Source organism: Micromonospora sp. WMMD730, from assembly GCF_049178955.1.
Classification (GTDB): Bacteria; Actinomycetota; Actinomycetes; order Mycobacteriales; family Micromonosporaceae; genus Micromonospora; species Micromonospora wenchangensis.
Genome location: NZ_JBMHML010000002.1, coordinates 2,074,370 through 2,099,471 on the forward strand (window position 1 = coordinate 2,074,370; position 25,102 = coordinate 2,099,471).

Genomic DNA, 25,102 nt, shown 5'->3' on the forward strand with positions numbered 1-25,102 from the left:
CGGGCGGATCGGTCAACGGGCAGCGGCTGTGGACGTCGAACCGCTATCCACAGGCGGCTGTCAGGCTGGTGCGCTCAGTAGGGCAGCGGTTGACGCGCTGGGTCGCCTCAATCTCGCTGCCTCCAGAAGTCGCGCAGCGGCTCCCACGAGGAGCCCAGACCGTCGGACCAGTAGGCCAGGAATACCCCGGCGACAGGCTGGACGGGATCGCTATACCAGATGGCAGCGACGACCTGACCGGCCCGCTGACCACTCGGAACCACGTAGGCGTACTCCACATAGTGCCTACCAGCGGAGGCACCCGAGGCTTCCCCGTCGGGGGATGAGCCGGCTCCGGGCGTCAATCGCCATGCCGCGGCAGACTGCTGCCGGTAGCGAGCCAACGCGTGCTCGCGATCGGCGATGCTGCGGTACGAGATCCAGTAGGTGGTGATGATGCCGGCTGAGCAGCGGGTGCGGCTCGCCTCGCCCGCCCCGGGTCGCGGCCCGCCGACACCGGTGTCGGCGGTGCAGTCGCCGACGCGGCTTAACCAGGGCCCGGCGAACTCGCTGGCCGCCTGATCCCGGAACCGGGACCGGTTGGCGGCAGCCTGGCGCTGCCCGAACGCCCCGCCGGCCTTGGCGATGTGCTGTGTATTCGAAGAGATCGGAGCGGGTTCCGTCCGACGGGACGCTGAATCGCCCGGCCACGAGGCTCTGACGATCGCAGCACCAGCTGCGAGCGCGACAATCGCCGCCAGCGCAACGCCGAGGTAGGCCAAGCGAGGCCGTAGCCCCAACCTCCCCGCAACTCGCCCCGCACCGGATGAGAGCCCAGCAGGAGCCGACGACATCGGAGGCGCGGGTGCAACGGCGGGTACCCCGCCAGGTGGCACAGCCGGAACGTCGCCGCTCGTGATCGGCCATATCGCCTGGTTGGGGCGCTGCGTGGTCACTGGCAACTCCTCTGGCCCTTCAGTCCCGGTCCCTCCTCGGGTCAGCTGTCGCGCCGCCGTGCGATGCGCACCATGACGACGCCGATGAGCAATGCCGCAGAGCCCGCGACCAGCAGCGACCTGGGGGCTGTCTCACCGGTCACCGGCAGCCCCAGAGCCGAATGACCGGAGTCGCTGCCGCCGGTCGCGGAGTCGGTGCTGCTTCCGGCTGCTGACGACGATGGCCTGGGCGACGGTGTCGGCCGGCTGGACGGGGGCCTTGTCGACGGCGTTACCGGGGCAGGAGGCGGCGGTGCGGTGGTGGGTTCCGGCTCGGGTGGGCCCGTCGTCGGCTCTGGCTCAGGAGGCGGGTCGGTCGGCTCGGGCTGCGACGTCGCTGTGGGTTCCGGCTCGGGCGGATCGGTTTCGACCGTGGGTCGGTGCGGCACAGCCGTGAATGTCCTTCCCGGGTCCGCTACCGGGGTGGGGTCCGCCCCTGCCGAGGGCACTCCGACGACAACGGCCGCAGTCACGCTGGATGCCGACAGCGCCAGTATGCGCAATGTACGTGTGGAATAGCGGTGCACGAGTAATCCTCCCGCGATGATGGGAATCCGGCGCCGTGAAGTGGTTCCACTTCTGCCGTGCTGATTCGCGGCGACGCTATCCGCCCTCCCGATCCTGCGCTACAGGGTCGATCACAACTGCTACGCCAGATGGCCGCATCTGAGCAGCTCGAAGGCCATCTGAGGCCTTCAGGGGAAGTCGGAAGATGCGGCCAGGTGTGGTTGTACACGTAGACGACACACCTCTTCTGATGCTTAATCAATCAAGCCGATCGCGGGCCGGAAAAGGGAAGCATCGGCACTCGCGACTCGCCGAAGCCACTTACCTCGATATCGCCTTCTGCTTCCCAGATTGGTTCTCACGTGATGCGTAAGCTGGGCAACCTGTTGTATCAGTACCACCGGACTGCGGCCGGTGCGCGGCCGACGAGACATCGGTACCTGAGGGCCCTGGCCACGGCAGCCACGTGCGCTGCCCTGACGTTCGCGGCAGGCTGCTCCCACCCCGCAGACGGCCCGGACACCGTTGCTGAGTCGCCGGGTAGCTCGACAGCAACCCCGATCAGCACCCCACCCCCGACACCCGCAGCCACCTACCTGAAGGCCGACAAGCTGTGCGGAACGCTGGACCTCCGCCCTGCTGCGGAGACGTTCGGCCCTGCGGGTCTGCAGGAGGACGAAAAGCGGCGCTCCGCCGACAGCCTCCACCTGCAGTGCACCATCACCGTCGGTGACCTGCCCAACGGTGCGATTCTGTTGGTACAGGCCGACATCGGCGAACCCGACTCGGGGCGCACGATGTACGAAGGGCTGCGCCGGGTCCAGCGGAAGCTCGGACCCATCACCGAGATCGCCGAACTCGGCTCGGGCGCCTACAGCTACGTCGACGAGCAGGTCGGCACGAGCGTCGTGGCCTACGACGCCAACCTCTACCTCACGGTCACCGCCAGCCCGCTGCGCCTCGGCACCACGCTGCCAACCGATCTGCCGTCGCGCCTAGCTGGTATCGCCGCTTCGGCCATGCGCGGCCTACGCGCCTGACCAGCGTGTCGTCCACGGGAGTCACCCCACCAACCCGCGTCGATCACCACAACGGGAGCCCGATCGTGTCCACCAACATGCTTCCTGCCGTACTGCCCGGCACCGGGGCCACCGACTACGCCCGCTATCTGCGCACCGACGAACTTCTCGCCCTGCAACGCACCCCAGACCAGTGGGTCCACCCCGACGAACTCGTGTTTCAGATCGTCCACCAGAGCAGCGAGCTATGGCTCAAACTGGCCCGCGTCCACCTGGCACGAGCACGGGACCACATCACCACCGACCAGCCCAGCGCGGCCGAGCTGCTACTGCAGCGAGCAACACTGAGCCTGCACCTGATCACCGAGCAGCTACGCATTCTGCGCCAACTACACCCCGGACAGTTCGCGCTCATCCGCACCGTACTGGGCAACGGGTCCGGCTTCGAATCACCCGGCTGGCAGGACCTGCGTACGGCGACCACCGAACTCGACATCGCCTTCAGCCGCCTCCTGGCATCGCTGGACACCACCGCCCTGTCCGTGTATCAGGGGCCGCCGGCGAACCCACTCCATCGACTCGCCGAAGCTTTGGTCGGGCTGGACGAGCAGATCGCGCTGTGGCGGACCGAGCACTACAGCATCGCCACCCGACTCATCGGCCACGGCGTCCTCGGTACCCGCAACACCCCCGTCGACAGCCTCGCCAAACTGATCTCACACCGCCGGTTTCCCACCCTGTGGGAGGCGCGAACAGCGCTCACCGAGACCAGCACGCGGGGCCGCGCCACCCGCCGGACCAACCCATGACCGCCACGATGACTCGACCGACCGGGCTCCGGAGTCGGATGCCCGAACTGGCGCACACCATTCACTTGGCCGCCTGCAGCATCAGCCCACGCAGCCTCGACATGGACCACGCCCTGGCGGCCATGCTTGACGACCTTGCCCGACCGGGATTCTGGGCCGCCTGCGAGGAAAAGGTGCTGCAGGCACGACGACTCTTCGCCGATCTGATCGGCGCCGACGTCGACCAGATCACCGTCGTACCGAACGCACGCACCGCGGCGCACCAGGCCATCGCCGGCCGACGCTGGCGATGGAAACGGACCCTGCTGAGCAGCACTGCCGAGTTTCCCGGTGTCGCTCACGCCTGGCTCGGGGGGCAACAGGGCGGCGCCCGGGTCCGCTGGTGCGGCACGGACACGGGACAGGTCACCACCGCTGACTACCTGCGGGGGATCACCTCCCGGACCGCACTGGTATCGGTGCCCGCCGTGACCTACCGCGACGCGATCCGCCTGGACGTCACCCGGATAGCCGAGGCCGCGCATGCCGCCGGCGCGACAGTCTTCGTCGACGCCTACCAGGCCGCCGGAGTGCTGCCCGTCAACGTCGACGCCATGGGCTGCGACTACCTCGTCAGCGGCACCGGAAAGTACCTGCTGGGGTTACCCGGCATGGCGTTCCTCTACGAACGCCACCCCCACCCCGGACCCAGCCTCGCCGGCAGGCTCGACCGCACACACCCACACACCCTCGACCCGGAGCCTCCGCAGCGCGCAAGTTGGATGGGGACCGGCACCCCCGCCGTTGCTGCGGCCTACGCCGCCGTCGCCGGAATGTCTCTGATCGCAGTCCTCGACCTCAACGAGGTACGCCAACACACCCAGCGGCTACTCGACCACGCGACCGATTGTTTCGAGCAGATGGGGGAGACCGCCCGGGTGCACGCCGAACCCGACGAGCGCGGCGCGCACCTGGCCCTGATGGAGCCGCGCGCCGAGGACCTGGCGGCCTGGCTCGGACACCGGGGCATCATCGTGGCCCCACGCGGCGACGTCGTCCGCGTCGCCGTGCACGCCTACTCGACCGTCGACGACATCAACGCGCTCTGCGAAGCGATCAGGAAGTACCGGGCCCGCTCCACTCCCCGAGCACATGCCGGGGGATCGCGATGACCAGTCCTGAACTCCTGCAACAGTGGCTGCTCCAACGCCGGCCCACCGCAGCGCAGTTTCCCTACGCTGCCGTCGTCGATGCCTACCAGCACCACGGAAAGCACATGGTTCCTGACCAGTGGACCGGGCTGGTCGCCACGGCGCGGGATCGCCTGCCGGGAGTGCGAGACGTCCGGAACAGTCCTCTTGCCGCCTTCCTGACCAATGCCCTCGATAAGGTCGAGGGCCGGTACGACTACCGCACCTACCTGGGCTTGAACCTGCTGCCACTCGCCCACATCGACGGCTATCCGGCGTCAGCCGCCAGGCTCCTGGCCCGCCGCGACCGACTCCACGTCCAGCTGCTGACCGACATCATCCGCTTCGAGTTGCGTGCCCTTGACGGCACGACCGCGCCCCTGCCGCAGCTGCGTCCAGAGCCCCGACGCGTGGCCAAACGGATCCGCCATGCCCTCCGCGCTGCCCAGCCGGCGCTGCACCGGCTGAGACTCATCAAGGAAATGCCCCACGGCGACCATCAAGAGGTTGCCCGGCAGGTACTGGTCGCCGTCGCCCGCGATCTGACGACCGAGGAGCAACTCGTACTCACCCTTAGCATGCTGCCGGTCTGGACCGTCCACGACGAGTGGATGTTCATCCGCATCCTGCAGACCTTCGAAGCGACCTTCGCCCTGCTGGCGGTGGACCTACGCTCCATCATCGCGGCCGTGGACGCTGTCCTCCCACAACAGGCGGCAGCTCGGTTGTCCGCAGCGGCGACGCTGCTGCGCGAGAGCGCTCCGCTGTGGTCGCTGATGGCTACGTTGCAGCCCGAGGCATTCCAACGGTTTCGTCCCTACACCGAAGGGGCCAGCGCGATCCAGTCACGCAACTACAAACTCGTGGAGGCCCTGTGCCGTAGGCCGAGTGTCGATCGGCTCGACTCATCCGCGTACCTGTCCGTACCCGAGGTACGTGACCGCATCATCGACGGTCAACCCAGCCTCGACGACGCACTGGCCGCCGCACGAAACTGCAGCCGCACCGCCGGCACGTCGGCACTGACGATCGCGATGAAGGAGTTCGCCGGCGCGTTGCACCAGTGGCGGCACACCCACTACCGACTCGCCGTACGAATGCTGGGCAGCGGGAAAGCTGGTACCGGGTACACCGAAGGGACTCCCTATCTCGCGCGGACCCGTGTTCAACCCGTCTTCGAGGCAGGCGGACGCCCTCTTGCGAAGGGGATGTTAGTGGCTGACTGACGTCGAGAAGCGGCGAGGACCGCCTCGAACGGCACACCGAGTCCAGACGGGCAGGCAACTCGACGGATCGACGATGCAATCTGGTGTGAGAAGCCGAGACCGGTGAACTCCGGGCCAGAGATTCGGCAATGAATGGGGGTGGGGGCGTGGAATTTCGGGGAGGGGAGGAGGGCCCTCCTGTGGCGGATCGATGTAGCTGTGGCCGGAGGGTTTCGAGGCACGGATTGCCGCTGCCGCAGTTCGGGCAGAAGCTGCAGTCGGAGATGGCGATCGGCGCTATCACACCGCTGGACGTCAATGGCCGCCTGGCCGACCGGGCGCCTCTGCGAGCGCTCGGTTGGACGGCGGGTGACGCCTTGACCCTCGAGTATCGGAACGGGGTGGTTGTGGTGGAGAGGCAGCGCGGTGGGCAGCGGAGGCTCACACGCCAAGGCCACCTGCTGCTGCCGGTCCCGATACGGCGACGCTGTTGGTTGGCCCCTGGCGACCGCGTTCTCGTCTTGGCGTACCCCGACCGCGATTCACTGCTGGTGATCACGATGGAGGTGCTGGAGGCGATAGTTACCCGGCATGCCGATGAGCAACGACCTGGCGGGTGAGATGGGCTGGCGGGGGACCGAGGGTGAAGATATTCAGGCGGCGCGCATCCTCCTCGCTCGGTTAGGGGTGACCCCCGAGCAGCTGGTCACGGCGAAAAGCGAGATCAAAGGGATGCCTACCTTCGACGAGTACATCTGTCGGGTCCCGGAAGCTGTGTCGGCGGGTACCCGCCGCGTCTACGGCACCTACTGGAGGCGGGTACAAGATGTCTGGGGTGGTAGGCGGCTGGACGAAATAAGCCCACTCGACATCAGGCAGCTCGCCGAGCGGATGAAGGAACAGCGGGTGGTGCGGAGGAACTCGCGTGGTGGGCGGACGGCCGCTGAACACCTGATCTCTTCGCTGAGGTGCCTCTACCACCATGCGGTGGCCGACGGCATCATCGCTGAGAGCGGCAATCCGGCCAAGCGGGTGCCGAAGCCACGACGACTATCCAGCACGCGTCGTGCCCTGTCGGAGAGCCAGCTTGCCTCGATCAACGAGGCCGCAGCCTGCACGGGAAACGACCCCGAGTTGGACACTCTCCTGCTTCGGCTGCACATCGAGACCGCTTGCAGGCGTGGCGGCGGCCTCGCACTGCGTCGAGCAGACCTTGATACAGAGCAGTTCATGATCCAACTACGCGAGAAGGGAGAGGTGCGGTGGCAGCCCATCTCTCCGACGCTGACTCACCATCTCGCTCAGCATGTCGAGGACCGACCAGATGTTGAACCGAACCCCAGGCTACTCAGATACCGCACGGGCAGGCCTATCACCAACCGCCGCTACGACCATCTGTGGCAGCGCCTCGGACGGCACCTGTCCTGGGTGGAGACTCAGCAGATCAGCACGCATTGGTTACGCCACACGACCCTGACCTGGGTAGAGCGCAACTTCGGATACGCAGTAGCGCGCGCATATGCAGGCCACAACGGCAGAGCCGATGCGGGTACGACGAGCACCTACGTGCGAGCAGACGTCTACGAGGTCGCCCGGGCGCTGTCGATGTTGACCGGTGAGCAGCACCCGCTGTTGACGGTCTCAGCAACCACTGCTACCCCGCCGTGGCTGTCTTTCGACAATTCGGAGGCCGCCGGAGACCGTCTCGATGATGCCCGCCGAGGGCGTCCCGGGCCCGGCTCGGCGAGCTACCCGGTCGAGGAATCGAACCTCTGATCGGGCGCATCGAGCCAAGGAGGTTACCGCAGGCCAAGGGGCCATTGACGCATCTGATCACGATCCAGTACGGTGCGTGTTCGCGAAAGAGCCGAGCGTTCATCGGGGGAACATGAGCGGCCTCTCCGCAGACCCGGTCGGTTTGAACGGGCTGTGCAATGTGCTGCACCGGGCGTCAGGCGATGTTGCTGACATCCTCGGCTACGTCGAGCGGCACTGCGACCTCAGCTTTGGTGAGGAAGGTCTGCTGGTCATCTTCGCTAGCCCGCACAAGCTGGTCTACGACCGGATGACGCAGGGTCTGCACCGGTTGCAGGCAGTCGCCCAGGGTGCCGCTACCCAGGTCAACCTGGCTCAGCGTGCCTACACCAGCGCGGATGCGGAATCGGCAGGTCGGCTCGACCGGACCTACCCGGGTGCGAAGGACCCGGCTGCGATGTGGTCGACCCTCAGCACCGGTCGTCCTGACCTCTGGCCTACCGTGCCGCGGTCTGCCTTCGCCGACGTGGCGGAGCCGACCAACAAGCTGGTGTCGCCCAACTACGCGACTGCGGTGGAGATGTGGAAGATCAACCCGCTTGCGGATCTGATCAGTCCCGCCGCCTGGTTGCGTCAGGTGAGCGTGTGGCTGTTCGGGTACGACCCGTTCGAGGACTGGAGCAAGCAGCTCAGCGGTGACTGGGATGCCTACGTCCACTGCGCTGCGGCGTGGCGGATCATCGGTGACGCGCTGTTCGACGTGGGCCGGAACCTGGTCGCGGCCGCAGGGGACGTGCCGGAGGTATGGCGCGGCAACGCCGCCGAGGCCGAGCAGGAGTTCCAACTCAAGCTCGGCACTGCAGCCATGGCCCTGCAGCCGATCTGTGACCAGTACGCCGAGCTCTACACCAAGGCCGCCGAGGCGGCCAAGCAGCTCTTCGACGTGGTCAGCGGGTTGATCGCCAAACTGATCGATGTCCTGATCGTCATCAACCTAGCCTCCGCCGTGGGCACCGCGACGATCGAAACCGGGGTGGGACCGGTCATCGGCTACGGAGTGGCCGCCTACTACGCCTGGCAGGCGTACGACCTCTACGACGAGATCTCCACCTTCTACGGCAACGCCGAGGCCACCTTCAAGGGCATCGCCGGCACGATTGGCATGATTCAGGCGGGAGCCGCCGTCGCCGCCCTCCCCGACCTGAAGCCCTACCATCACCCCGGACAGCAGGGATAGGCCATGACCGACGAAGTCCACCGCCAGGCCCTGGCCCGGGCAGTCCTCACGACGGTCGCCAGGAGCCGCGGCAACGACGACCCCCTGGGCTCCCTGGCCGGCACCGTCCTCCGCGGTGAGGCGGACCTGCGCACGGCTCTCGGGGTCTCATGGCATGGCCGGGCCTTGGAGGATGCTTTCACCGCTTCGCTGGCCGAGCGCGATGCCATGAGCGCTGATGAGCGGGCCGAGTGGCAGCGGCAAGCGCAACGTCTCCGCGACTCGGGCCCTGCGTTGACCGCCGACGTCGATCCCTGCGACGGCAGCACGAACGATGGCAGGGAGGAGTGGCGGTGAACGCGGGCACACGATGGAAGCTGGCCGTCCCGCTCATCAGTCTGAGCCTGCTGATGACGGTCCCCGCCGTCTACGGCACCTGGGTGTTCTGGTCCGACTTCGGCAACATGTACCGGGCGCTCAGCGTCGTCATCTGCCTTGTGCTGCTGGGACAGCTTGGGTTGGCGGTCTCGATCGGCGTACGGCCGACCCGACACGTGCCCTGGTTCCGTATCGGATTGATGGCAGCCGCCTTCTTGATGGCTTGCGGTGTCGCAGCCGTACGGAGGTCGGTGTGAATCGCTGCAACGGTAGTTGCAGAACACAGAACTAGCCCTCGGGCCCTTGACATCCAGAGTGTCTGGCTGAAATTCTGTGCGGCTTTGCGCCGTCGCGGGGTCCGTCGACGCGCAGAGTGCCTTTCGACGAGTCTCGGAGGAGAGAACCTAGTGGCGGAACCCGCAATCGTCCGGCCGGATACCTTGGCGTCCCGGTCTCGGAGGGCACCCCGGCCCATGCCGGTGATCGTGTTGGCGGACATCAGCGGCAGCATGGAGGGCGACAAGATTATCCAGCTCAACCGGAGCATCGCGGCGATGTTCAACGCATTCGGCGCAGAGGATTCAGTCCGGGGTGAGATCCACGTGGCGGTGGTCGCCTTCGGCGGCGATGAGGCCATGCTGCACCAAGCGATGGTTCGCGCGTCGCGAGCTGTGTGGGTCGATCTGACTCCTCGCGGCCGCACGCCAATGGGCAGCGCCTTCACCAGGGTCCGCGAGTTGCTCGATGACGCCGAGGCGGTGCCGGAACGGGCGTTCCCGCCGGCCCTCGTGCTGGTCTCAGATGGCATGCCGACCGACGACTGGGAAGCGCCGTTGGATGACCTGTTGTCCTCGCGCTGGGGGAGCCGCGCGCTACGGGTGGCCGTCGGTATCGGCACCGACCGGACGGCCGAAGCTGACGAGGTATTGAGCACGTTCAGCATGCCCGGCGTGGACGTCCTACGGACCGACCAGATTCACGACATCAGCGGGCTGTTTCGGTGGGTGACGGCTACCGTCACGACCACTCTGCACGAGCGCACGGGTCAACAGGCGGTGCGGCTGGAGGAGTTCGACTAATGGTCGGTCAGCCAGCGGAAGACTGGCCATCGAGCGTGCGGACCGCGCGTAGCGGTCGACACCTGGAATTGGTTCTCGATCCACCGCTCGGCCAAGGCGGCGAGGGCGTGGTGTTCCGCACCCACCACGGCGGCCTGGCGGTGAAGATCTGCACCGGCGGCTCGGCGATGCGCCTGGAGGACCGCCTGGGCCGGCTGCGCTGGCTACCGCTTCACGGTGTTCCGATCTGCCGCCCGCTGGAGCCACTGGCCGCGCCCCACGTCGGTTACGTGATGGAGCTTCTGCAGGACATGGTCGCGTTCAGCGCGGTCTGCGGGCCTACAAGCGACGATGTTGCGGGCTGGTACGCGCAGGGTGGCGGGCTGCGCCGTCGGCTGCGGCTGCTCGCCCGGTGTGCCGCGATTCTCGGAACGCTGCACGATCGGGGCATTGTCTACGGCGACGTCTCGCCCGGCAATGTGCTCGTTTCCGCCCAGCCGGAGCACGATGAGGTATGGCTCGTTGATGCGGACAACCTTCAGACGGAGAGCGCTCCCGGTCCATACCGCCTCATCACGGCCTACTACGTGGCACCGGAGGTACTGCGGAACACATCCGGCAACACTGTATTTAGCGACGTTTACTCGTTCGCGGTCCTAGCTTACGAGACCCTCACTACGAATCACCCGCTTCTCGGGGATTATGTCGACCAGGGACCGGCTGAACTGGAAGATGACGCCCAGCGCGGCCTTCTGCCTTGGATCGAGCACAGCACAGACGACCGGAACCGGACCCCGTACGGCTACCCGGCCGAGCGGGTCCTGACCCGGCAGTTGATGGCCCTGTTCCGGCGGACCTTCGAAGAGGGAATGCACGACCCCCGCGCCCGGCCGGGCGCGGGCGAGTGGGCCGCCGCCCTCGACGGCGCGGCCGACCGGTGTGTGCAGTGTTCGAACTGCCCACACAGCTACATCGTCGCGAAGGACCGGTGCCCGTGGTGCGGCACCGTCCGCCCGGCGGTCGTCCCGGTGCTGCTACGAGAGCAGTTCCCGTGGCTCGGTGACCGGCGTCCGCTGACGCTGGAGGATAAGAGCCTGACCTTATTTGTCCAGGCGGACCGGCCGCTGCTCGTTACCGCCCGAACCGTGTATCGCGGGGCCGAGAATCCTTTAAGGGTGGTTGCTGAGGTTGGCTGGGACGGTGGGGATGCCCTGGTCGTGCGGAACCGGGGCACTGGTGTGATCCGCCGGGTGCCGCCGAAGGGCGGTCTGGGCCGGGCTCTGTTGCCAGGCGGCCGAGCCGACGAGCCGCTGTCCGCGGCCTGGACGTGGCATTTCGGCGACGACAGTCGACCGCACCGGATGCTGGTGCCGCAGTTGGCGGAGGTCACGTGTTTGCTGAGCAGTTGACGCCGGGCGAGATTCGCATCGTGTCGCTTCCCACCGGCCCGGCCACATCAGTCCCGCGGTGGCTAACTAAGCTCGCCGACAAATACACCAAGAACCGGGAGGTCGTGCTCCGTCATCGGACCGGCCGCGCGGAGTTCGAGGTGGCACCCGCAGTCGGCGGCGGCCAGCCGATCCGACTTTCGGTCACGGACCAGGAAACGGTGGACTGGCTCACCGCAGCTGGGCGAACGGTCGTGTCGTGGGTCGTTGACGTCACCGCGCAGCAGATCGGCTTGCAGTGCCATGCATTCGCCACTGCGGATATCGGAGCGAGTATGACCGTCGGCATCGATGACGGCGTCGCGGAGCAAGTGCGGATCGCCACTCAGCGGGCGGTGACGGGTTTCGACCCGATCCGGGACTGGCTGTGCGAGGAGTTCGCGCTTCCGGTGCTGCCGAGCCAGAACGCGGAGCGGTTCGTCCATAGCGGAGGCGCTAGCGGCGAGTTGGGGTCCGGCGTCCGCGCCCTCACCCTGCATGGTCGTCGATGGGTTGCCGACATTGCCCTCACCGACGACGCCCTACGCCTCGTGCGTCTCACCGACGCGTCCTCTCGGCAGTACGCTCGCTGGTTCCGGCTTAGCCCAATCGACCTGCGGTTCGTCGACCGGGGCGACGAAGCCACCGCCAGTGAGGTGATCCGGGCCGCGTTGCAGGGGCTCACCTCGGACGGGCGGACATACCTCGACCTTTGGCAGGCGTATAACGAGATCGAGCGCGAGTCCCTGGCCGACGAAGCCCGGCGTATGGGTTCTGGCCGGTACCGGTCGTGTCAGGTCACTGCGGATGGGCTCTGGCGCTTCGAGCTGCAGCCGGACGACCGCGCTGCAGCCTTCCTCCGGACGGCGGCGTCGTTCAGCGGAGTGCTGCAGCTAGAGGCGTCCGTCAATCTCCCGCCCGAGCTGCACGGCGGGCGCGGCCGGCCGGGTGCCGGCGTGCATGGCGAGGTGCGGTACGTGGTCAGGAGCAATTGGACCGTCGACCTCGCTGTTGACGGAGACGACGCGCCTCCGCCGACCGGCCACTTGTTCCGGTCGCTCTCCGGGGATCGGGTCCGCCTGCGCCGCCGAGACCTGGCCCGTGAACGAATTGAGACTGACCAGGCTGAGATGCCCGGGCTGCGGCTGCTTATCGAGGGGGTGCCGCGGCCGGGAGCGCATCCGCGCGCTGAGAGGGCCCACGAGAGGGCCATCGCCAAGGCTATCAATAGCTCTGACGGCCCGGCGCCCACCGACGTCCAGCGGGCTGCGCTGCGCATGGCGCTGCGAACCCCGGATGTCTTGCTCGTGCAAGGACCGCCGGGCACCGGCAAGACCCGCTTCATCGCGGACCTGCTGCGTTGCCTGGACGAGCTGGGCGAGCGCACAGTGTCGATGCAGCGGATCCTGCTTTCCAGCGTGCAGCACGACGCGGTCGACAACGTCGCCCGCAAGGCGCGCCGGCACGGCCTGCCACCGACCCGGGTCGGGGCGCGGCCGGGCCGCGACTGGGAGAGCTCACGCGAATGGCGCGACGGCGTGGTCGCGACGGTCGAGCGGTACTTGCAGGAGCACCGGCCTGCGTCCGCCCGCCACGACGCTGCGCGAAAGCTGCGGGAGCTCGCGTCGGCCTATGAGCGACACCCGATGAGCGGTCCAGACCTGATCGCGCTCCTCGGCACCGTCAAGGAGCTGGCGGGTACCCGATTGCCCGGGATGCTGCGGGACGAGGTCGACCACCTGCTGGCCGACCGGGCCGTGGTCGACCGGGTCGCCGTAACGCTGGCGAGCGACGAGCGGGAACGGCTGGCGCGGGAGGCGCGGTCGCTGCGCGTCACTGCGGAGGCGTTCGCCGACGATGGTCCGCAGCGCGCCGTCCGCGCGTTGCGCGAGCTGGACCGGCTGCTCGACAAGCCGGCCCGGCAGTTGCTGGAGGCCGCTGCAGAGGTCGGCGACAGCGGTGACGGACTGCTGGCCGACCTCGCCGCGCTACGCGTCGAGCTGCTCGGTCGGCTCGCTGCCGACACCGCCTTGCTCCACGCGCCGATGCACGATCCCGAAGTGGAGGCGCTGCTGCACCTCGTCGCGGACGCGGTGGCGGAGGAGGCCGCCGAGACTGCCGATAGCGCCGACGAAGTCCTGCTGGGCTACCGCGACGACCTGCGGGAAGACTTGGCCCTCGTGGAGTCGACGCTGGCTCGGTATAACGCTGTGCTCGCCTCGACCGTCCAGCAGTCGAACTCGGAGGAGATGTCGCGGTTGCTCGACGCGCCCCTGCCCATGTTCGATACCGTCGTCGTTGACGAGGCGGCGCGGGCGAACCCGCTCGACCTGATGATCCCGATGGCGTTCGCCCGCCGGCGAATCGTCCTCGTCGGCGACCATAAGCAGCTGCCGCACGTCTTGGAACAGAAGGTAGAGCGGGAGCTGCGGCGCAACCGTTCGCTCGACGGCTCGGAGCTGTCGCAAAGCCTGTTCGAGCGCTGGTTTGACCTGTTCGCCAACGAGAAGCCCGCAGCGCGAACGATCGTTCTGGACACGCAGTTCCGCATGCATCCCGCGCTCGGCAGGTTCGTGAGCGAGGTCTTCTACGGCGGGCCCGAAGTGATCAAGCCCGACCCGTCGACAGTGCGGCTGACCCACGAGCTGTCGACTTACGCCGGCAAGGTGGCGGCCTGGATCGACGTGCCGCGACGTGACGGAGACGAGAAGCGGTCCGGGACGAGCTGGACACGGCCCGCCGAGGCACGTCGACTTGTCCGGGAGCTGTCCGAGCTGTCCGAGCTGGACCGGGAGCGGCGACTGTCGTTCGGTGTAATCACGTTCTATAAGGCCCAGCAAGAGCTGCTGGAGGTTGAGTTGCAGCAGGCCGGCCTGGCCGTCGTCGACGATGACGGCACGTTAATGCCCGTGCCGGCGATGCAGTTCACGGACGAGGAGCGCCCGCGGCCGAGACTGCGGGTAGGCACCGTGGACGCTTTTCAGGGCATGGAGTTCGACGTCGTGCTGCTGTCGGTGACTCGCAGCAGTGAGGCCCCGCGGCACGTGGGCGGTCCGGCCGAGGCCGTGCAGAGGTACGGGCACCTGCTCAGCGACAGCCGCATGTGCGTGGCGATGAGCCGCCAACGCCGGTTGCTTATAGCCGTCGGAGACGTTGCCATGGCCGACCGGGTGGCCACGCCGGAGTTGCCAGGCCGGCCGGGCCGTTCCGTCGCCGAGGGTATTGTCGCGTTTCGCGAGTTCTGCGAGGGGGTGCACGGTGCCGGGATTCGGACCTGAGTGCCCGGTCGTCCGGCCCGAGTTCGCCGAGTTCCGGGGCCGGCGGCGGTGGCTGCTCTGGCCGGCGCTGCGGTACCGCGTCGTGTCGCCGCTGGTGCACGAGGACCGGCTCAACGTGTTTCAGACAGCGGTGCTAGGCCTGGCCCGCGCCGGCCTGCGTGAGGCGGCCGATATCGGCCGGCTCCTTGGACTCCAGGACGACCTCGTCGAGTTGGTCCGCTCCGACCTGCGCGCGCTGAAGTACCTCGACCAGTATGGCGTTATCACGACTAACGGCCGCCACGTCCTGCAGGGCGGATTCCCTGACCCCACGAGGGCCATCACGACCTACGTCTACCAGGACGTGACAACCGGTACGCTCTGGCCGGCCTCGACCGTGGAACCGAGTCACTGCCAATGCGACTGGCAGAGTCGGACGGGGGCGACGCTGCAGCTGCGCACCACGGGTGCGCCGCTGCGGGTGCACGCGTTCGCTGTTTATCCCGGCGGCTGGAATAGTACCGAGCCGCCGGCTCACGAGCAGGTCGTGGAAGCCGTTTCCCGCGGCGAAACCGCCAAACGGCAGGGCAGCGGACGGACGCGGCGGTGGCAGGCTGGCCCGCCCGAGCGGGTAGTTTCGCGCGTGTCGGTGATGACCGATGGGCAGCCGGTGTGGATCCCACTGCCACTGCTCGCCCGGACGCGCGACGAGGGTGGCGAAACCACGGTCACGTGGGACGCGATGAGCCCGTTCGGCGGCCACGCCAGCCCTTACCTTCGGCGGCTGGTGGCGACCCAAATCCAGCGATCGGCCCGGCTGCGCGATCACATCCAACAGTTCATTGGCCGCCGGACGGAGGGCCTCCTGGCCGAGTCCGACCTCATCGAGGTCAAGCTACGGCGCAGTATCGCCGAGACGCTCGAGCACCGGTTCACCGCCCGGGTACGCGACCACGATGCCGTGTTTGAACTGCTCACGCTGCTCGAGCGAGAGATCGACCGGGCCCGTCGGCGCGGCGACGGCAGCCCCGAGGTGGGCGACGTAGCGCGGTACTCTTGGCGGTTGCACGAGCTCGTGCTACGTGACCTCGTGGCTCGGCATCGGCCACCGCCGCGGGTCGTCGAACAGCTGCGGGATCCACTGGCCCGCCAGCTCGGCACATACTGCCAGCAGCTCGGGATGTCATTCGGCGAACACGCGCGGCTTGGCGTGGTGGAGGCCGAGAAGCTGCGGCGGGGAATCCGACAGCCGGACCGGACGACGACCCCCGTGCTGCTGGCCGCCTCACTCGTCAGCGCCGCCAACGGCACGCCCGACCATCCGTTCCGTCAGGTGGCCGCGGCCTGGCCGACGCTGCTCAGCGACCTCACGAATGTATCGAGGGACCGGAACACGGGCGGTGCGCACGCCGCCGCAGTGCCATTGAACCTCGACTACGGCGAGACCGCCTGGCGGCTCGCGCAAGACACCGCGGCGGCCTACATCGGCGTGCCGTTGCCCGATCTCCAGACGCCTAGCGAAAGGGACCGCTCCACCAATGGGTAGGCAAAGAAAGAAGCCGAACTGGGCACCGAATCAGCGCCGCTCGGCTCAGCAGGCCGCTGCTGACAAGATTGCCGACTTGGCGATGGCCGTAAAGCGGGCCGACGACGACACGGAGGTTACCGCTGCCCTCGCCGAGCAGGGGCTGGAGCCGACCACGAACGACGACGCGGTGCTGTCCGCATACGACGCCCTGCTACGCCAAGCCGCCGACTACGAGCGCGCATCGAATGCGGCTCGGGAACGGACGCAGGGGGCCTCGGATGCCGAGGCCGCCGCGCACGCCGCACGCCAGCGTCTCGACGCGGATCTCGCTGAGGCCGCCGCAGCCCGCGCCGCCGCCGAGGCGCTCCGGGCCGAGGCCACCACCGAACTGGCGCAGCTGCGCCTCCGGAGTGAGGAGGTGAGCGCCCGTGAGCAGGAGGCCCGGGACGGATTTACCGCACAAGCCCAGGCTGCCCACGCCGAGCTCGACGCCGAGCTGGAACGCCGCAGGCAGACGGCACAGATCGAAGAGGAGGAGCGTCGGCGCGGGCTCGCCGAGGAGCATGCGGAACAGGTCGCCCGGCTGCAGGAGGACAAAGCGGCGCTCCGCCGGTCCGAGGAGGAGCTGAATGACCAACTCAGGGCGGTACTGGGACAGCAGTTCCAGTTGCAGCGCAAGCTCAACGACTTGGAGGCGGAGATTGAGGCACGCGCCGCAGCGGACGTCGCCGCCCTCGACCGCGAGCTGCAGGTCCTACGGATCAAGTCCGACGCCCGGATCAAGACAATCGACGAGCTGCGCAAGCAGTTGGCCGAGCGGGAGCAGCAACTCCTGCGGATCGGCGGCACCGATCCGCAGTACCTTATCGACGAACGCGACCGGCTAGCCGCGGACAACGCCGAACTGCGCGGCAAGCTCGCCGAGCGGCTGGCCGACGACGACCTGCACCGGCTGCGCTGGCTGGAGCAGCAGCACCGGGAGGTGACGGGAGAGCGCGACCGCCTCGCCTATCGTGTACAGGAGCTGGAGGGTGCTGCTCTCGCGAGCCGCATCAACAACCTTCAGTTAAAGCAGCTTAGCGATGCCGAACGGCACTTCGAGGTAGTTACCCGCGGCTACGCGAGTCGGATCGCCGAGCTACATGGCGCCGTCGAGCAATTGACCCGAGACCGTCCCGACGCCGGCACGCCGATCTTCCCCCGCTGCATCGAAATGGACGACGACCCGCAGCTGAACGAACCCGGAGCCATCAGCGCCGAGCGGCCCAACCTCTCACAGTTGGCCCGGTCATTGCAGACGGTCATGTTCGCCGACAGCCGACGGGCCTACCGACTCAACGATGTGTGCGTCCTCCTCGGCGGACTTGCGATGAGCCGCCTCCACCTGCTGGAGGGCATGAGTGGAATCGGCAAGACGTCGTTGCCGGTAGCTCTCGCCAAGGCGCTCGGCACTGAGTGCACCGTCGTCGAGGTGCAAGCCGGCTGGCGCGATCGCACGGACCTCTTCGGACACCACAACACCTTTGAGCGTCGCTTCGAGGAGTCTGAGTTCCTCCAAGCCCTCTATCTGGCGCAGACGCCGAGGTACCGCGAGCGGCCGTTCTTCATCGTTCTCGACGAAATGAACCTGGCCCGACCGGAACAGTACTTCTCGATCCTGCTGTCGAAGCTCGAGCACGAGGGCGAGCCGATCCAGCTGGTCACTCGCGGCAACGGTCGGGCACCCCAGTGGTTTGTGGACGGCTGCCGGATCCGTCTGCCTAGCAACGTCTGGTTCATCGGCACCGCGAACCAGGACGAGTCTACGCTGGAATTTGCCGACAAGACCTACAATCGAGCGCATCTGATGGAGCTGCCAGCCCAGCGTCCCTGGCTGCCGCTTTCGGCAACGGTCCTGGAAATCGAGCCCTACGGAGTTGTCGCGCTGCGCAAGTCGTTCGAGCAGGCCAAGCAGGCGCACCGGACAGACACGACCGAGGTGCGCGGGTTCATAGAGGAGGTAGCCGACGATCTGCGTGAACACGGCCGGGTGGTTATGGGGCCGCGGCTCGAGCGCCAGATGGAGGCGTTCGTACCCGTCGTCGTCGCAGCCCACGCCGGCGACCCGGTCGCCGAACGGCCGGAGGGCGAAGACAACGGACAGGACGGCCGGTCGCTCGCCGCCGACCACTTTCTGGCCCGAAAGATCCTTCGTTCCCTGCACGGTCGGTATGACATTACCCCCGGTGGCCTCAACAAGATTCGGGACACCATCTGCGCTGCGTGGGAGCTGCGCGGGTTGCGCGGAGCCCCGGTTCGGTGCATGCGCCTCCTCGACGACGAGCAGCGGCGAAGGGAAGGGTGATGGCCGACCGGCCCGGAGCACCGGACCCGCTCGTCGTCAGCACCGTCATCGACGTCGCCCGTGCGCTGACCAGGAACACAACCCTCAGCGGGTGGTTAGCCGACAACATGTTCGTGCCCGACGCGTCGCATCACGCCGAGTTGAGCCGGTTCGAGCGAGCCATTCTTGACGGGCTCGGCGTCCTCGCCGACGTCTGCCTCCGACCCCACGACCGGCTCGACCGGGTGGACGAGTTGGTGCGAGCGGACCTGGCGCGTAGGGTGCCACCTGCCGGCCTCGCCCGCCTAGCCGGACACACCGAGGACTGGGCGGGCATGGAGCACGGGCGTATCCTTCCGCTGCGTGTGCTGTCGCAGCGGTTCGCCGAAGACGTCGACTTCTACGAAAACCGGGTGGCCGCGCAGCTCGTGGACCGGCTCGGCGAGCACCTAACCCGACGCATCCGCGAGCTGACCACGCTCGCCGACGGCCTGACCGACCTCGACGAGTACAACCGGGTGCTGAGACATGCGCGGTCGTGGCGCCGGCTCGACCGGGTCGCCCGCCTCGTCGCCAAGGTGCTCTCTGACACCACCGCGTCGACGTTTGCGGTCGCCGAGACCCTCGACGTATTCCGCCGCGCCCGGGCACGGCTCGCGGCGCTGCACGGATCGCCTGTGCTACGGCGGGCCAACCGCCGGGTGCCCGTGCCAATCCGGCTCATGCGCACAAACTTGTTTCTCGGCGACGGGCGGTACCGGCAGGTCGGTGCGCTCTGGGAGCTGTGGGCAGTCCACGAGTCCTCCGTTCTAGCCGGCGTGAGGTCGGCGGAGCGTACGTTCCCCGATGCGTATGCGCACTACGTCGCCGCGCTCTCCCTGCGTGCGCTGGCGATCCTCGGCTATCAGCCGGACGATCCCATCGATGCACTACCGGTCATCGATTCGACCGTGCGCCTGAGCGGTCCAGCCGGCAGTGTCACGTGGTCGGTGGCGGACGACGGAGCCCTGAATATCGCCGCCGACGGAAAGCACCTAGCTCGGCTGGTACCGATCGCCGACGACCTCGGCCAACCCGCCGCCGAACGGGCGCGCGCTGCCGCGCTCGGCATGCAGGCCAACCGCACAATCGTCGTGTATCCGGGCCTCCGCGGTGCCCGGACGGCATTGCCGTCCGCAGCCGGGTACCTCGTGCACCCGGCTGGCTTCGGCGCGCTGCCCTGTCTGGTTCCAGTGACACCGCTAGAGATCGAGGGAGAGGAGCGACTCGCCCGGGCGCTTCGGTGGGTGCTGCAAGGCCGCCGGTTCGTCGAAGAGTATCCGCCCGGTGTGGAGCTGTCCGCGAGTGTGCCGCAAGGCAGCGATGGCTGGTGGTACTCGGCTGCTCCGGGGAAGATCTCGGTGACCCGCCGACCGTCAATGGACGAGGTAGAGGCACTGGTTCGTGCAACAGCCGGACGTGAACCGGACTCGCGGTCGATGGAGTCGTCGCTGGCACGGACTATGGCGGCGTCCCGGTTGTTCGACCTGTTCGAGGCGTGCCCCATCTGTCACGCCACTAAGAGCGAATTCGAGCCTCGGGACCGGAACACATTCCAATGCCGCTGTGATGCGTGCTCGACGGTCTGGGGCACCCGGATCTGCGGAGCATGCGGCGAGGTATATCCCGTTTTATGGATGCACAACGTTCTGCCTGACGGGAGTGGCGGCGATCGCCTGGACGTGACGGCGGGCGCTGACCTACTCGCCGTGCCTTGCGTTGACGACAGTCTCGCGCCAGGAGCTCGGTTCCGGTGTTCCTGGTGTAAGTCCTGCCCGGGCTGGCCTGGATGCGGTTGTCCGGCGGTACCTTCTACTGGCTAATGCAGGCCGGACTGCGCACTGTGGCTGCATCGTCGACGCAGCAAGCGACTGAGGTGCTTCTGTAACTATCACGGGTCGTTGCAGCCGCGTGGGCGACGAACGCGGCCTCGGAGGGGATGCGTCGGGACAGCCGGATGTGCTCGGCTCGGGGGACGGCCAAGGGCCCTGCGGTGAGCTGCTCGGTGAAGGCGGCTCCGTAGGGTCCGGCACCGCCGATGACGATCAGCGTTGTCGTGTCCTGGGTGTGACGCTGAATCCAGGGGGTGGCGCAGCCCGGCCGGGCTGGTTCGAGCTGGGCCTGCTGCTCGACCGCGCCGGTGCTCGAGTTAATCAGCGCGAGGGTGTATGAGGCGGCATGGGTGTCCACGCCGATGACGTAGTCGTAGTGATCTGCGCCGATGGTCATGGTGGCGTCCTGCCTTCCGGGAGAGGCGTCGTGGCGGTGCCTGGGCTGGACCAAGCCTCCACGGCTCCTTTTCTGTGAGTGCTCAGTGGGTGATCCGAGAGCTTTTGTCCACTGTGGGTATGTAGACGGTCTGAGGGCCCTCGCCGGCGGGTCGTGGGTGGAGTACGTGAAAGCTGAGTCCGTGTCGTAACCGGTGAGGTTCGTCGGCGTTGTGTTGGTCGTGGGCGGACGAGCGGCGTACCCGAGTGATCTCACCGATGAGCAGTGGGCGGTGGTCGGGCCGTTCCTGCAGGCGTGGAAGGCCCGGCATCCGTCGGTGTCGGGCCATCGGGGCCGTTACGAGTTGCGGGAGATCGTGAACGCGATCTTCTACCAGAATCGGACGGGCTGTCAGTGGGCGTATCTGCCGCATGACCTGCCGCCGAGGTCCGCGACGTACTACTACTTCGCCGTGTGGCGTGACGACGGGACCGACCAGGTAATCCATGACCTGCTGCGCTGTCAGGCGCGGGAGCGTGCCGGTCGGTCGGAGGACCCGAGCGCGGTGGTGTTGGACACCCAGTCGATCCGGGCCGCCAACCACGTCCCGGCGGTGACGACCGGCAAGGACGCGGCGAAGAAGGTGCCGGGTCGTAAGCGGGGCCTGGCCGTGGACGCTCTGGGGTTGATCATCGCGGTGGTGGTCACCGCGGCGTCGGTCACCGACAACGCCATCGGTGTGCAGCTCTTGGACAGAGTCCTGGCGCACACCCCGTCGGTGACCAAGGCATGGGTCGACGCCGGGTTCAAAGACGACGTGGCGATCCACGGCGCGGTACGCGGTGTCGATGTGGAGCAGGTCAAACGCTCCGACAGCAGAGCCGGGTTCGTGCCGGTGAAGCGGCGGTGGGTGGTGGAGCAGACCAACGGCACGCTGATGCTGCACCGCCGGCCGGTCCGCGAGTACGAGAGCAGGCCCGCCTCGGCGGTGTCACGCACCTGGTGGGCGTCTACGGCGAACCTCATCCGCCGGCTGACCGGCACCACCACCATGTCCTGGCGCGACCCACAACCCCGGCCATGACCACGCCGTCGCTGCTGGACCTGATCGCCGAACGGGAAGCCGCCGCCAGCGCCACCGTCGACCGGCTCCGCGAGCAGATCGCCACCCTCACCGACCAGCTCACCACAGCCGAGACCGGCCTGGCCGAACTCGCCATCACCCGCAAGACCCTGCTGAGCCTGACCGGCCACGCCAACCTGGCGGCACCCGCTGACGCGACGATCGCCAGCCCGGCCTACCAGCAGATCCTCACCGTGTTCCAATCCGCCACCACACCGATGCGCGCGAAGGACATCTGCCGCGCCCTCGGCACCGGCACCACCGCCAAGGACACCGAAAGTCTCCGCGCCAGACTCAAACGCCTCGTCGCCCGTCAGATCCTGACCGAGCCCGAACCCGGTCTCTTCACCCTCACCCCGCCACCGCCGCCCAGTTAGCCCACCGAGCAGACCCCAAAGCTCCGGCCACACTCTCGGCGGACGAAACCTCTCGAATCACCCTCTCAGCCGTCCTGTCGTCGAGAAGTCGACGACCAGCCGGCTCCGGGTCGCCGGCGGAGTCCCCGGCTTCGAGCCGGTGCTCAAGCGGACCTCCGGAACTTCACCGACACCTACTACCAGGCGCCACCGTCACCGGCATCACTCCCGCCAGTACCACGTCGCCGAGTCGCTAGTCCGGGTGGTAGCCGTACTGAGCGAGCCGGTCGCGGGCGATCTGTAGTTCCTCATGGGTGAAGAGCGCCGACCAGGGTTCGCGCAAGACGAATGCCTCAACGGTGAGGTCGAGGCGGCCCTTCTCCCAGAGGGTAGTGAATCCGCTGGAGACCGAGGACGCGTGCAGGAGTTGCCGGGCCGCGCCGAGCCCGCCTTGGACGGAGATCATGCGGATGTAGACGGTCGCGTTGTAGTTGATTTCGCGCTTCATAGTGCGGTAGCCGTTGACGAGAGCCTGGTGGAAGCGTTTCTCCAGTTCCTCGCTTTGCACCGCCGACGCGTTCGCCGGTGCTTCGGTGGTGGCGGGTGGCATGGCGTCCTCGGAAGTCATCGGCGTTTGGCCGGCTGCGTTCGGACCGAGCGCGATGTGGTCGGCGAGCCCGGTGCCGAGGTGCTGCGGACGAGGCATGCCACGCGCGTGTAGTCCACGGACCAGGGCCGTGTAGATCTCGCGTAGCGAGAGCAGGTCGTCTCCACCAGGGATGCCGTCGCGTAGGACCCGGAGCAGTTCGCCGGTGAAGGCAGTGAATCGTTCACCGGCTGGAGCGATGGCAGCCGAGTTCGCCGGTGCGGAGGTGAGGGTGTAAGTGCCGCTGATGTCGATGGCGGCGGTGACTGCTGATGAGATGGAGGTCATCGCGGTCGCCGCATGCCCGGAGAAGCAACAGTCCAGGATCAGGATCCGGTTCTTCGCCGGACTCTCGGCCAAGGCCATGCGCAGCCACTCTATGGGAACGGCGGTGTAGGCGACGCGGTATGGATCGGTGTCGGCTACGGCGAGGTGCAGTACTCCGCGAGGAGTAAGAAGCCCATGGCCTGCGTAGTAGACGATCACAGTGTCGTCAGCGGCGTTGACGGTTTCGTCGAGCGCCGTGCCGACCTCGTGCTGGGCGCGAGGATTGATCAGCTGGCGACATCGGGAAGGATCTACTACTCTGGCGGCTTGGTCGGCGAGCACCTCCGCCAGCGCGGTCACGTTGTTGGCGACGGACGGCAAGTCACTGAGCGCATCACTCGTGAATTGCGCTGTTCCGATCAGCAGGGCGTTGGAGAGCCTCGGGTCCGGCAAACGCGTACTCATGAGGGTCCGCCAGTCGTCTCATACGCTTCTCGCAGCAGCCGGGCCGCAGCCTCCGCATTCGCGGAGTCGATCTCGATGCGCCGGCTACTGTCGCCGTCGATGATCTCGACGCTGATCCTGGTGCGGCGGGCCGACAACCAGGCACTCAGTGTGCCGGCCAGCACGGCCACCGCCCCGCCGCTTCCGAGCGCCACGGTCAAGGTCTCCGTGACACCGCCCATGTCACCCGACTTCAACTCTGCGGCAACCGATCGGACTCGGCCACGCAACTCGTCGTCGCGTTGGAGCCAGGTGTAGAGCGACGCCAGTTGTTCGGCTGTGTCGTCAACGAGGGCGATGCTTGCGTGCACCTAACGATGATCCGCTACCTGCTGCAGGAGCGCCACATACCAGTAGTGTCGCGTAGGCGACCAATCCAGGTCCGCATTCAAAGTAGGGGTCTGCTGCACCTATAGGTGCAGCAGACCCTCTCGTGTTTTGACCGTCGGGGGGATCTGTGGTGGTGGGGGTCTAGCGGAATGGGGAGGACCCTGTCCATGATCTGGGTTCTCACACAAAGATCTCCAATGGGCAGGGTCCTCGATGAGGAGCGTAACGGCTACCGGTGTTGGTGACGGCGGGTTGGGCCGGATCTTGTTGGATGCGTGGCGGCGGGAGTTGTACGGGGGCGTCCTGGTGTCTCGGTCACGGACGTTGTTCACGCTGGTCGACGCGTTGGCCGCCGGTCAGGGCCGGTGTGGCTGTCCGGCGCATCTGTCGCTGGGCACGGTCACCGGGCACGCCGCGGCGTACCGGGCGTTGCGTGACGGCGAGGTGGACACCCGTCGGGCGTTGCGGGCGGCGTGCCGGATCGCCGCTCGGTCCGGCCTGCCCCGGGTGTATGCCGTCGACACCACCGCGTGGCCACGGCCGCACGCAGCTACCAGCCCGGACCGGCAGCCGCAGTACACCCCGGGCGGCCCGCGTGGCGCGGCGCTGATCAGGACTGGGTGGCGGTATCAGCACGTCGTCCGGTTGACGCTGACCCCGGACTCGTGGCCAGAGCGAGCATTTCATAGCGGCTATGCGAAAGATGATGCGAGCCGATCACGCCTCATCCGAGCACCGGTCATCTTCTAGTGCTTGATCAAGACGAGCAACCACTCGCGGCTCCTAGAGTTCGGGGCAATGTCGCCACCCAACCTCAAGCGTTCCTATCGCCATGCGCGACGCGGGGGTTTGCCGGTCGGTCTAGTCACCTGTAGATTAGACGCATGAGCACCCAACTGGTGCATGGATGCTGTGTCGAGGGGTTCAAGTCCCCCCTCGGACACGTACAGTTACCCCACAGTAATCAGCGTCAGGCTTAGCCTCGACGCTGATTTTGTTTTGCC

Annotated in this window: 21 protein-coding genes; 17 read left to right on the forward strand and 4 right to left on the reverse strand. The window is 67.4% G+C overall.

Features of this window, described 5'->3' with window-relative positions; genetic code table 11:
• Positions 1–107: 107 nt before the first annotated feature.
• Complete coding sequence (locus ACN265_RS09310; RefSeq protein WP_421406812.1) at positions 108–761, reverse strand: hypothetical protein; 654 nt, start codon at positions 759–761, stop codon at positions 108–110.
• A 1,085-nt stretch (positions 762–1,846) separates the two neighbouring features.
• Here ACN265_RS09310 and ACN265_RS09315 point away from each other — a divergent pair.
• The 14 genes from ACN265_RS09315 (at position 1,847) to ACN265_RS09380 (ending at position 20,487) form a co-directional block, all read left to right on the forward strand.
• Positions 1,847–2,521, forward strand: coding sequence for a hypothetical protein (locus ACN265_RS09315; RefSeq protein WP_421406814.1), 675 nt, complete (start codon positions 1,847–1,849; stop codon positions 2,519–2,521).
• 65 nt (positions 2,522–2,586) lie between these two features.
• Positions 2,587–3,309 carry a tryptophan 2,3-dioxygenase family protein gene (locus ACN265_RS09320; RefSeq protein WP_421406816.1) on the forward strand — a complete coding sequence of 241 codons (723 nt, stop codon included), beginning with the start codon at positions 2,587–2,589 and terminating at the stop codon, positions 3,307–3,309.
• A gap of 38 nt (positions 3,310–3,347) precedes the next feature.
• Positions 3,348–4,460: an aminotransferase class V-fold PLP-dependent enzyme gene (locus ACN265_RS09325; protein WP_421406818.1), complete on the forward strand. Its 1,113-nt coding sequence runs from the start codon at positions 3,348–3,350 to the stop codon at positions 4,458–4,460.
• A complete protein-coding gene (locus ACN265_RS09330; RefSeq protein WP_421406820.1) occupies positions 4,457–5,704 on the forward strand; it encodes a hypothetical protein in 1,248 nt (415 codons plus the stop codon). Before ACN265_RS09325 ends, ACN265_RS09330 begins: the two co-directional genes overlap by 4 nt.
• A gap of 576 nt (positions 5,705–6,280) precedes the next feature.
• Positions 6,281–7,459 carry a tyrosine-type recombinase/integrase gene (locus ACN265_RS09335; protein WP_421406822.1) on the forward strand — a complete coding sequence of 393 codons (1,179 nt, stop codon included), beginning with the start codon at positions 6,281–6,283 and terminating at the stop codon, positions 7,457–7,459.
• Positions 7,460–7,535: 76 nt separating this feature from the next.
• The gene (locus ACN265_RS09340) at positions 7,536–8,675 is read left to right on the forward strand and encodes a hypothetical protein (protein ID WP_421406824.1); all 1,140 of its coding nucleotides are present in this window, start codon (positions 7,536–7,538) and stop codon (positions 8,673–8,675) included.
• 3 nt (positions 8,676–8,678) lie between these two features.
• Complete coding sequence (locus ACN265_RS09345) at positions 8,679–9,011, forward strand: hypothetical protein (protein ID WP_421406826.1); 333 nt, start codon at positions 8,679–8,681, stop codon at positions 9,009–9,011.
• On the forward strand, positions 9,008–9,289 hold the full coding sequence (locus tag ACN265_RS09350) for a hypothetical protein (protein WP_421406828.1): 282 nt from the start codon (positions 9,008–9,010) through the stop codon (positions 9,287–9,289). Before ACN265_RS09345 ends, ACN265_RS09350 begins: the two co-directional genes overlap by 4 nt.
• 216 nt (positions 9,290–9,505) lie before the next feature.
• Positions 9,506–10,111, forward strand: a complete 606-nt coding sequence (locus ACN265_RS09355) for a vWA domain-containing protein (RefSeq protein ID WP_421406830.1) — start codon at positions 9,506–9,508, stop codon at positions 10,109–10,111.
• Complete coding sequence (locus ACN265_RS09360; protein WP_421406832.1) at positions 10,111–11,499, forward strand: protein kinase domain-containing protein; 1,389 nt, start codon at positions 10,111–10,113, stop codon at positions 11,497–11,499. The genes ACN265_RS09355 and ACN265_RS09360 overlap by 1 nt, the downstream gene beginning before the upstream one ends.
• A complete protein-coding gene (locus tag ACN265_RS09365) occupies positions 11,481–14,795 on the forward strand; it encodes a DEAD/DEAH box helicase (protein WP_421406834.1) in 3,315 nt (1,104 codons plus the stop codon). Before ACN265_RS09360 ends, ACN265_RS09365 begins: the two co-directional genes overlap by 19 nt.
• Entirely contained in the window at positions 14,776–16,320 is a 1,545-nt protein-coding gene (locus ACN265_RS09370; RefSeq protein WP_421406836.1) for a hypothetical protein, read from the forward strand. The genes ACN265_RS09365 and ACN265_RS09370 overlap by 20 nt, the downstream gene beginning before the upstream one ends.
• An 82-nt stretch (positions 16,321–16,402) precedes the next feature.
• Positions 16,403–18,646, forward strand: coding sequence for an AAA family ATPase (locus ACN265_RS09375; protein ID WP_421411435.1), 2,244 nt, complete (start codon positions 16,403–16,405; stop codon positions 18,644–18,646).
• A complete protein-coding gene (locus ACN265_RS09380; protein ID WP_421406838.1) occupies positions 18,646–20,487 on the forward strand; it encodes a DUF2357 domain-containing protein in 1,842 nt (613 codons plus the stop codon). Before ACN265_RS09375 ends, ACN265_RS09380 begins: the two co-directional genes overlap by 1 nt.
• Here ACN265_RS09380 and ACN265_RS09385 read toward each other — a convergent pair.
• Complete coding sequence (locus ACN265_RS09385; protein WP_421406840.1) at positions 20,477–20,893, reverse strand: hypothetical protein; 417 nt, start codon at positions 20,891–20,893, stop codon at positions 20,477–20,479. The genes ACN265_RS09380 and ACN265_RS09385 overlap by 11 nt on opposite strands.
• A gap of 220 nt (positions 20,894–21,113) precedes the next feature.
• On the opposite strand from ACN265_RS09385, the gene ACN265_RS09390 reads away from it, so the two are divergent.
• Together ACN265_RS09390 and ACN265_RS09395 are read left to right on the forward strand one after the other, a co-directional pair.
• Positions 21,114–21,956, forward strand: coding sequence for an IS5 family transposase (locus ACN265_RS09390; RefSeq protein WP_421406842.1), 843 nt, complete (start codon positions 21,114–21,116; stop codon positions 21,954–21,956).
• Positions 21,953–22,372, forward strand: a complete 420-nt coding sequence (locus ACN265_RS09395) for a hypothetical protein (protein ID WP_421406844.1) — start codon at positions 21,953–21,955, stop codon at positions 22,370–22,372. Before ACN265_RS09390 ends, ACN265_RS09395 begins: the two co-directional genes overlap by 4 nt.
• A 232-nt stretch (positions 22,373–22,604) precedes the next feature.
• Here ACN265_RS09395 and ACN265_RS09400 read toward each other — a convergent pair whose 3' ends face one another.
• Positions 22,605–23,729 (reverse strand): caspase family protein, encoded by a 1,125-nt coding sequence (locus ACN265_RS09400; RefSeq protein WP_421406846.1) that lies wholly within the window; start codon positions 23,727–23,729, stop codon positions 22,605–22,607.
• Complete coding sequence (locus ACN265_RS09405) at positions 23,726–24,079, reverse strand: effector-associated constant component EACC1 (RefSeq protein WP_421406848.1); 354 nt, start codon at positions 24,077–24,079, stop codon at positions 23,726–23,728. Before ACN265_RS09405 ends, ACN265_RS09400 begins: the two co-directional genes overlap by 4 nt.
• A 232-nt stretch (positions 24,080–24,311) precedes the next feature.
• Here ACN265_RS09405 and ACN265_RS09410 point away from each other — a divergent pair, with 232 nt between their 5' ends.
• On the forward strand, positions 24,312–24,848 hold the full coding sequence (locus tag ACN265_RS09410; protein WP_421406850.1) for a transposase: 537 nt from the start codon (positions 24,312–24,314) through the stop codon (positions 24,846–24,848).
• The last annotated feature ends 254 nt before the right edge of the window (positions 24,849–25,102 follow it).

Bases quoted from the DNA above. Each gene is read 5' to 3' on its own strand.
- ACN265_RS09360 (WP_421406832.1), top strand. From the start codon at position 10,111: ATGGTCGGTCAGCCAGCGGAAGACTGGCCATCGAGCGTGCGGACCGCG.
- ACN265_RS09395 (WP_421406844.1), top strand. From the start codon at position 21,953: ATGACCACGCCGTCGCTGCTGGACCTGATCGCCGAACGGGAAGCCGCC.
- ACN265_RS09375 (WP_421411435.1), top strand. From the start codon at position 16,403: ATGGCCGTAAAGCGGGCCGACGACGACACGGAGGTTACCGCTGCCCTC.
- ACN265_RS09380 (WP_421406838.1), top strand. From the start codon at position 18,646: ATGGCCGACCGGCCCGGAGCACCGGACCCGCTCGTCGTCAGCACCGTC.
- ACN265_RS09335 (WP_421406822.1), top strand. From the start codon at position 6,281: ATGAGCAACGACCTGGCGGGTGAGATGGGCTGGCGGGGGACCGAGGGT.
- ACN265_RS09410 (WP_421406850.1), top strand. From the start codon at position 24,312: ATGAGGAGCGTAACGGCTACCGGTGTTGGTGACGGCGGGTTGGGCCGG.
- ACN265_RS09400 (WP_421406846.1), bottom strand. From the start codon at position 23,729: ATGAGTACGCGTTTGCCGGACCCGAGGCTCTCCAACGCCCTGCTGATC.
- ACN265_RS09315 (WP_421406814.1), top strand. From the start codon at position 1,847: ATGCGTAAGCTGGGCAACCTGTTGTATCAGTACCACCGGACTGCGGCC.
- ACN265_RS09385 (WP_421406840.1), bottom strand. From the start codon at position 20,893: ATGACCATCGGCGCAGATCACTACGACTACGTCATCGGCGTGGACACC.
- ACN265_RS09325 (WP_421406818.1), top strand. From the start codon at position 3,348: ATGCCCGAACTGGCGCACACCATTCACTTGGCCGCCTGCAGCATCAGC.
- ACN265_RS09345 (WP_421406826.1), top strand. From the start codon at position 8,679: ATGACCGACGAAGTCCACCGCCAGGCCCTGGCCCGGGCAGTCCTCACG.
- ACN265_RS09355 (WP_421406830.1), top strand. From the start codon at position 9,506: ATGCCGGTGATCGTGTTGGCGGACATCAGCGGCAGCATGGAGGGCGAC.
- ACN265_RS09330 (WP_421406820.1), top strand. From the start codon at position 4,457: ATGACCAGTCCTGAACTCCTGCAACAGTGGCTGCTCCAACGCCGGCCC.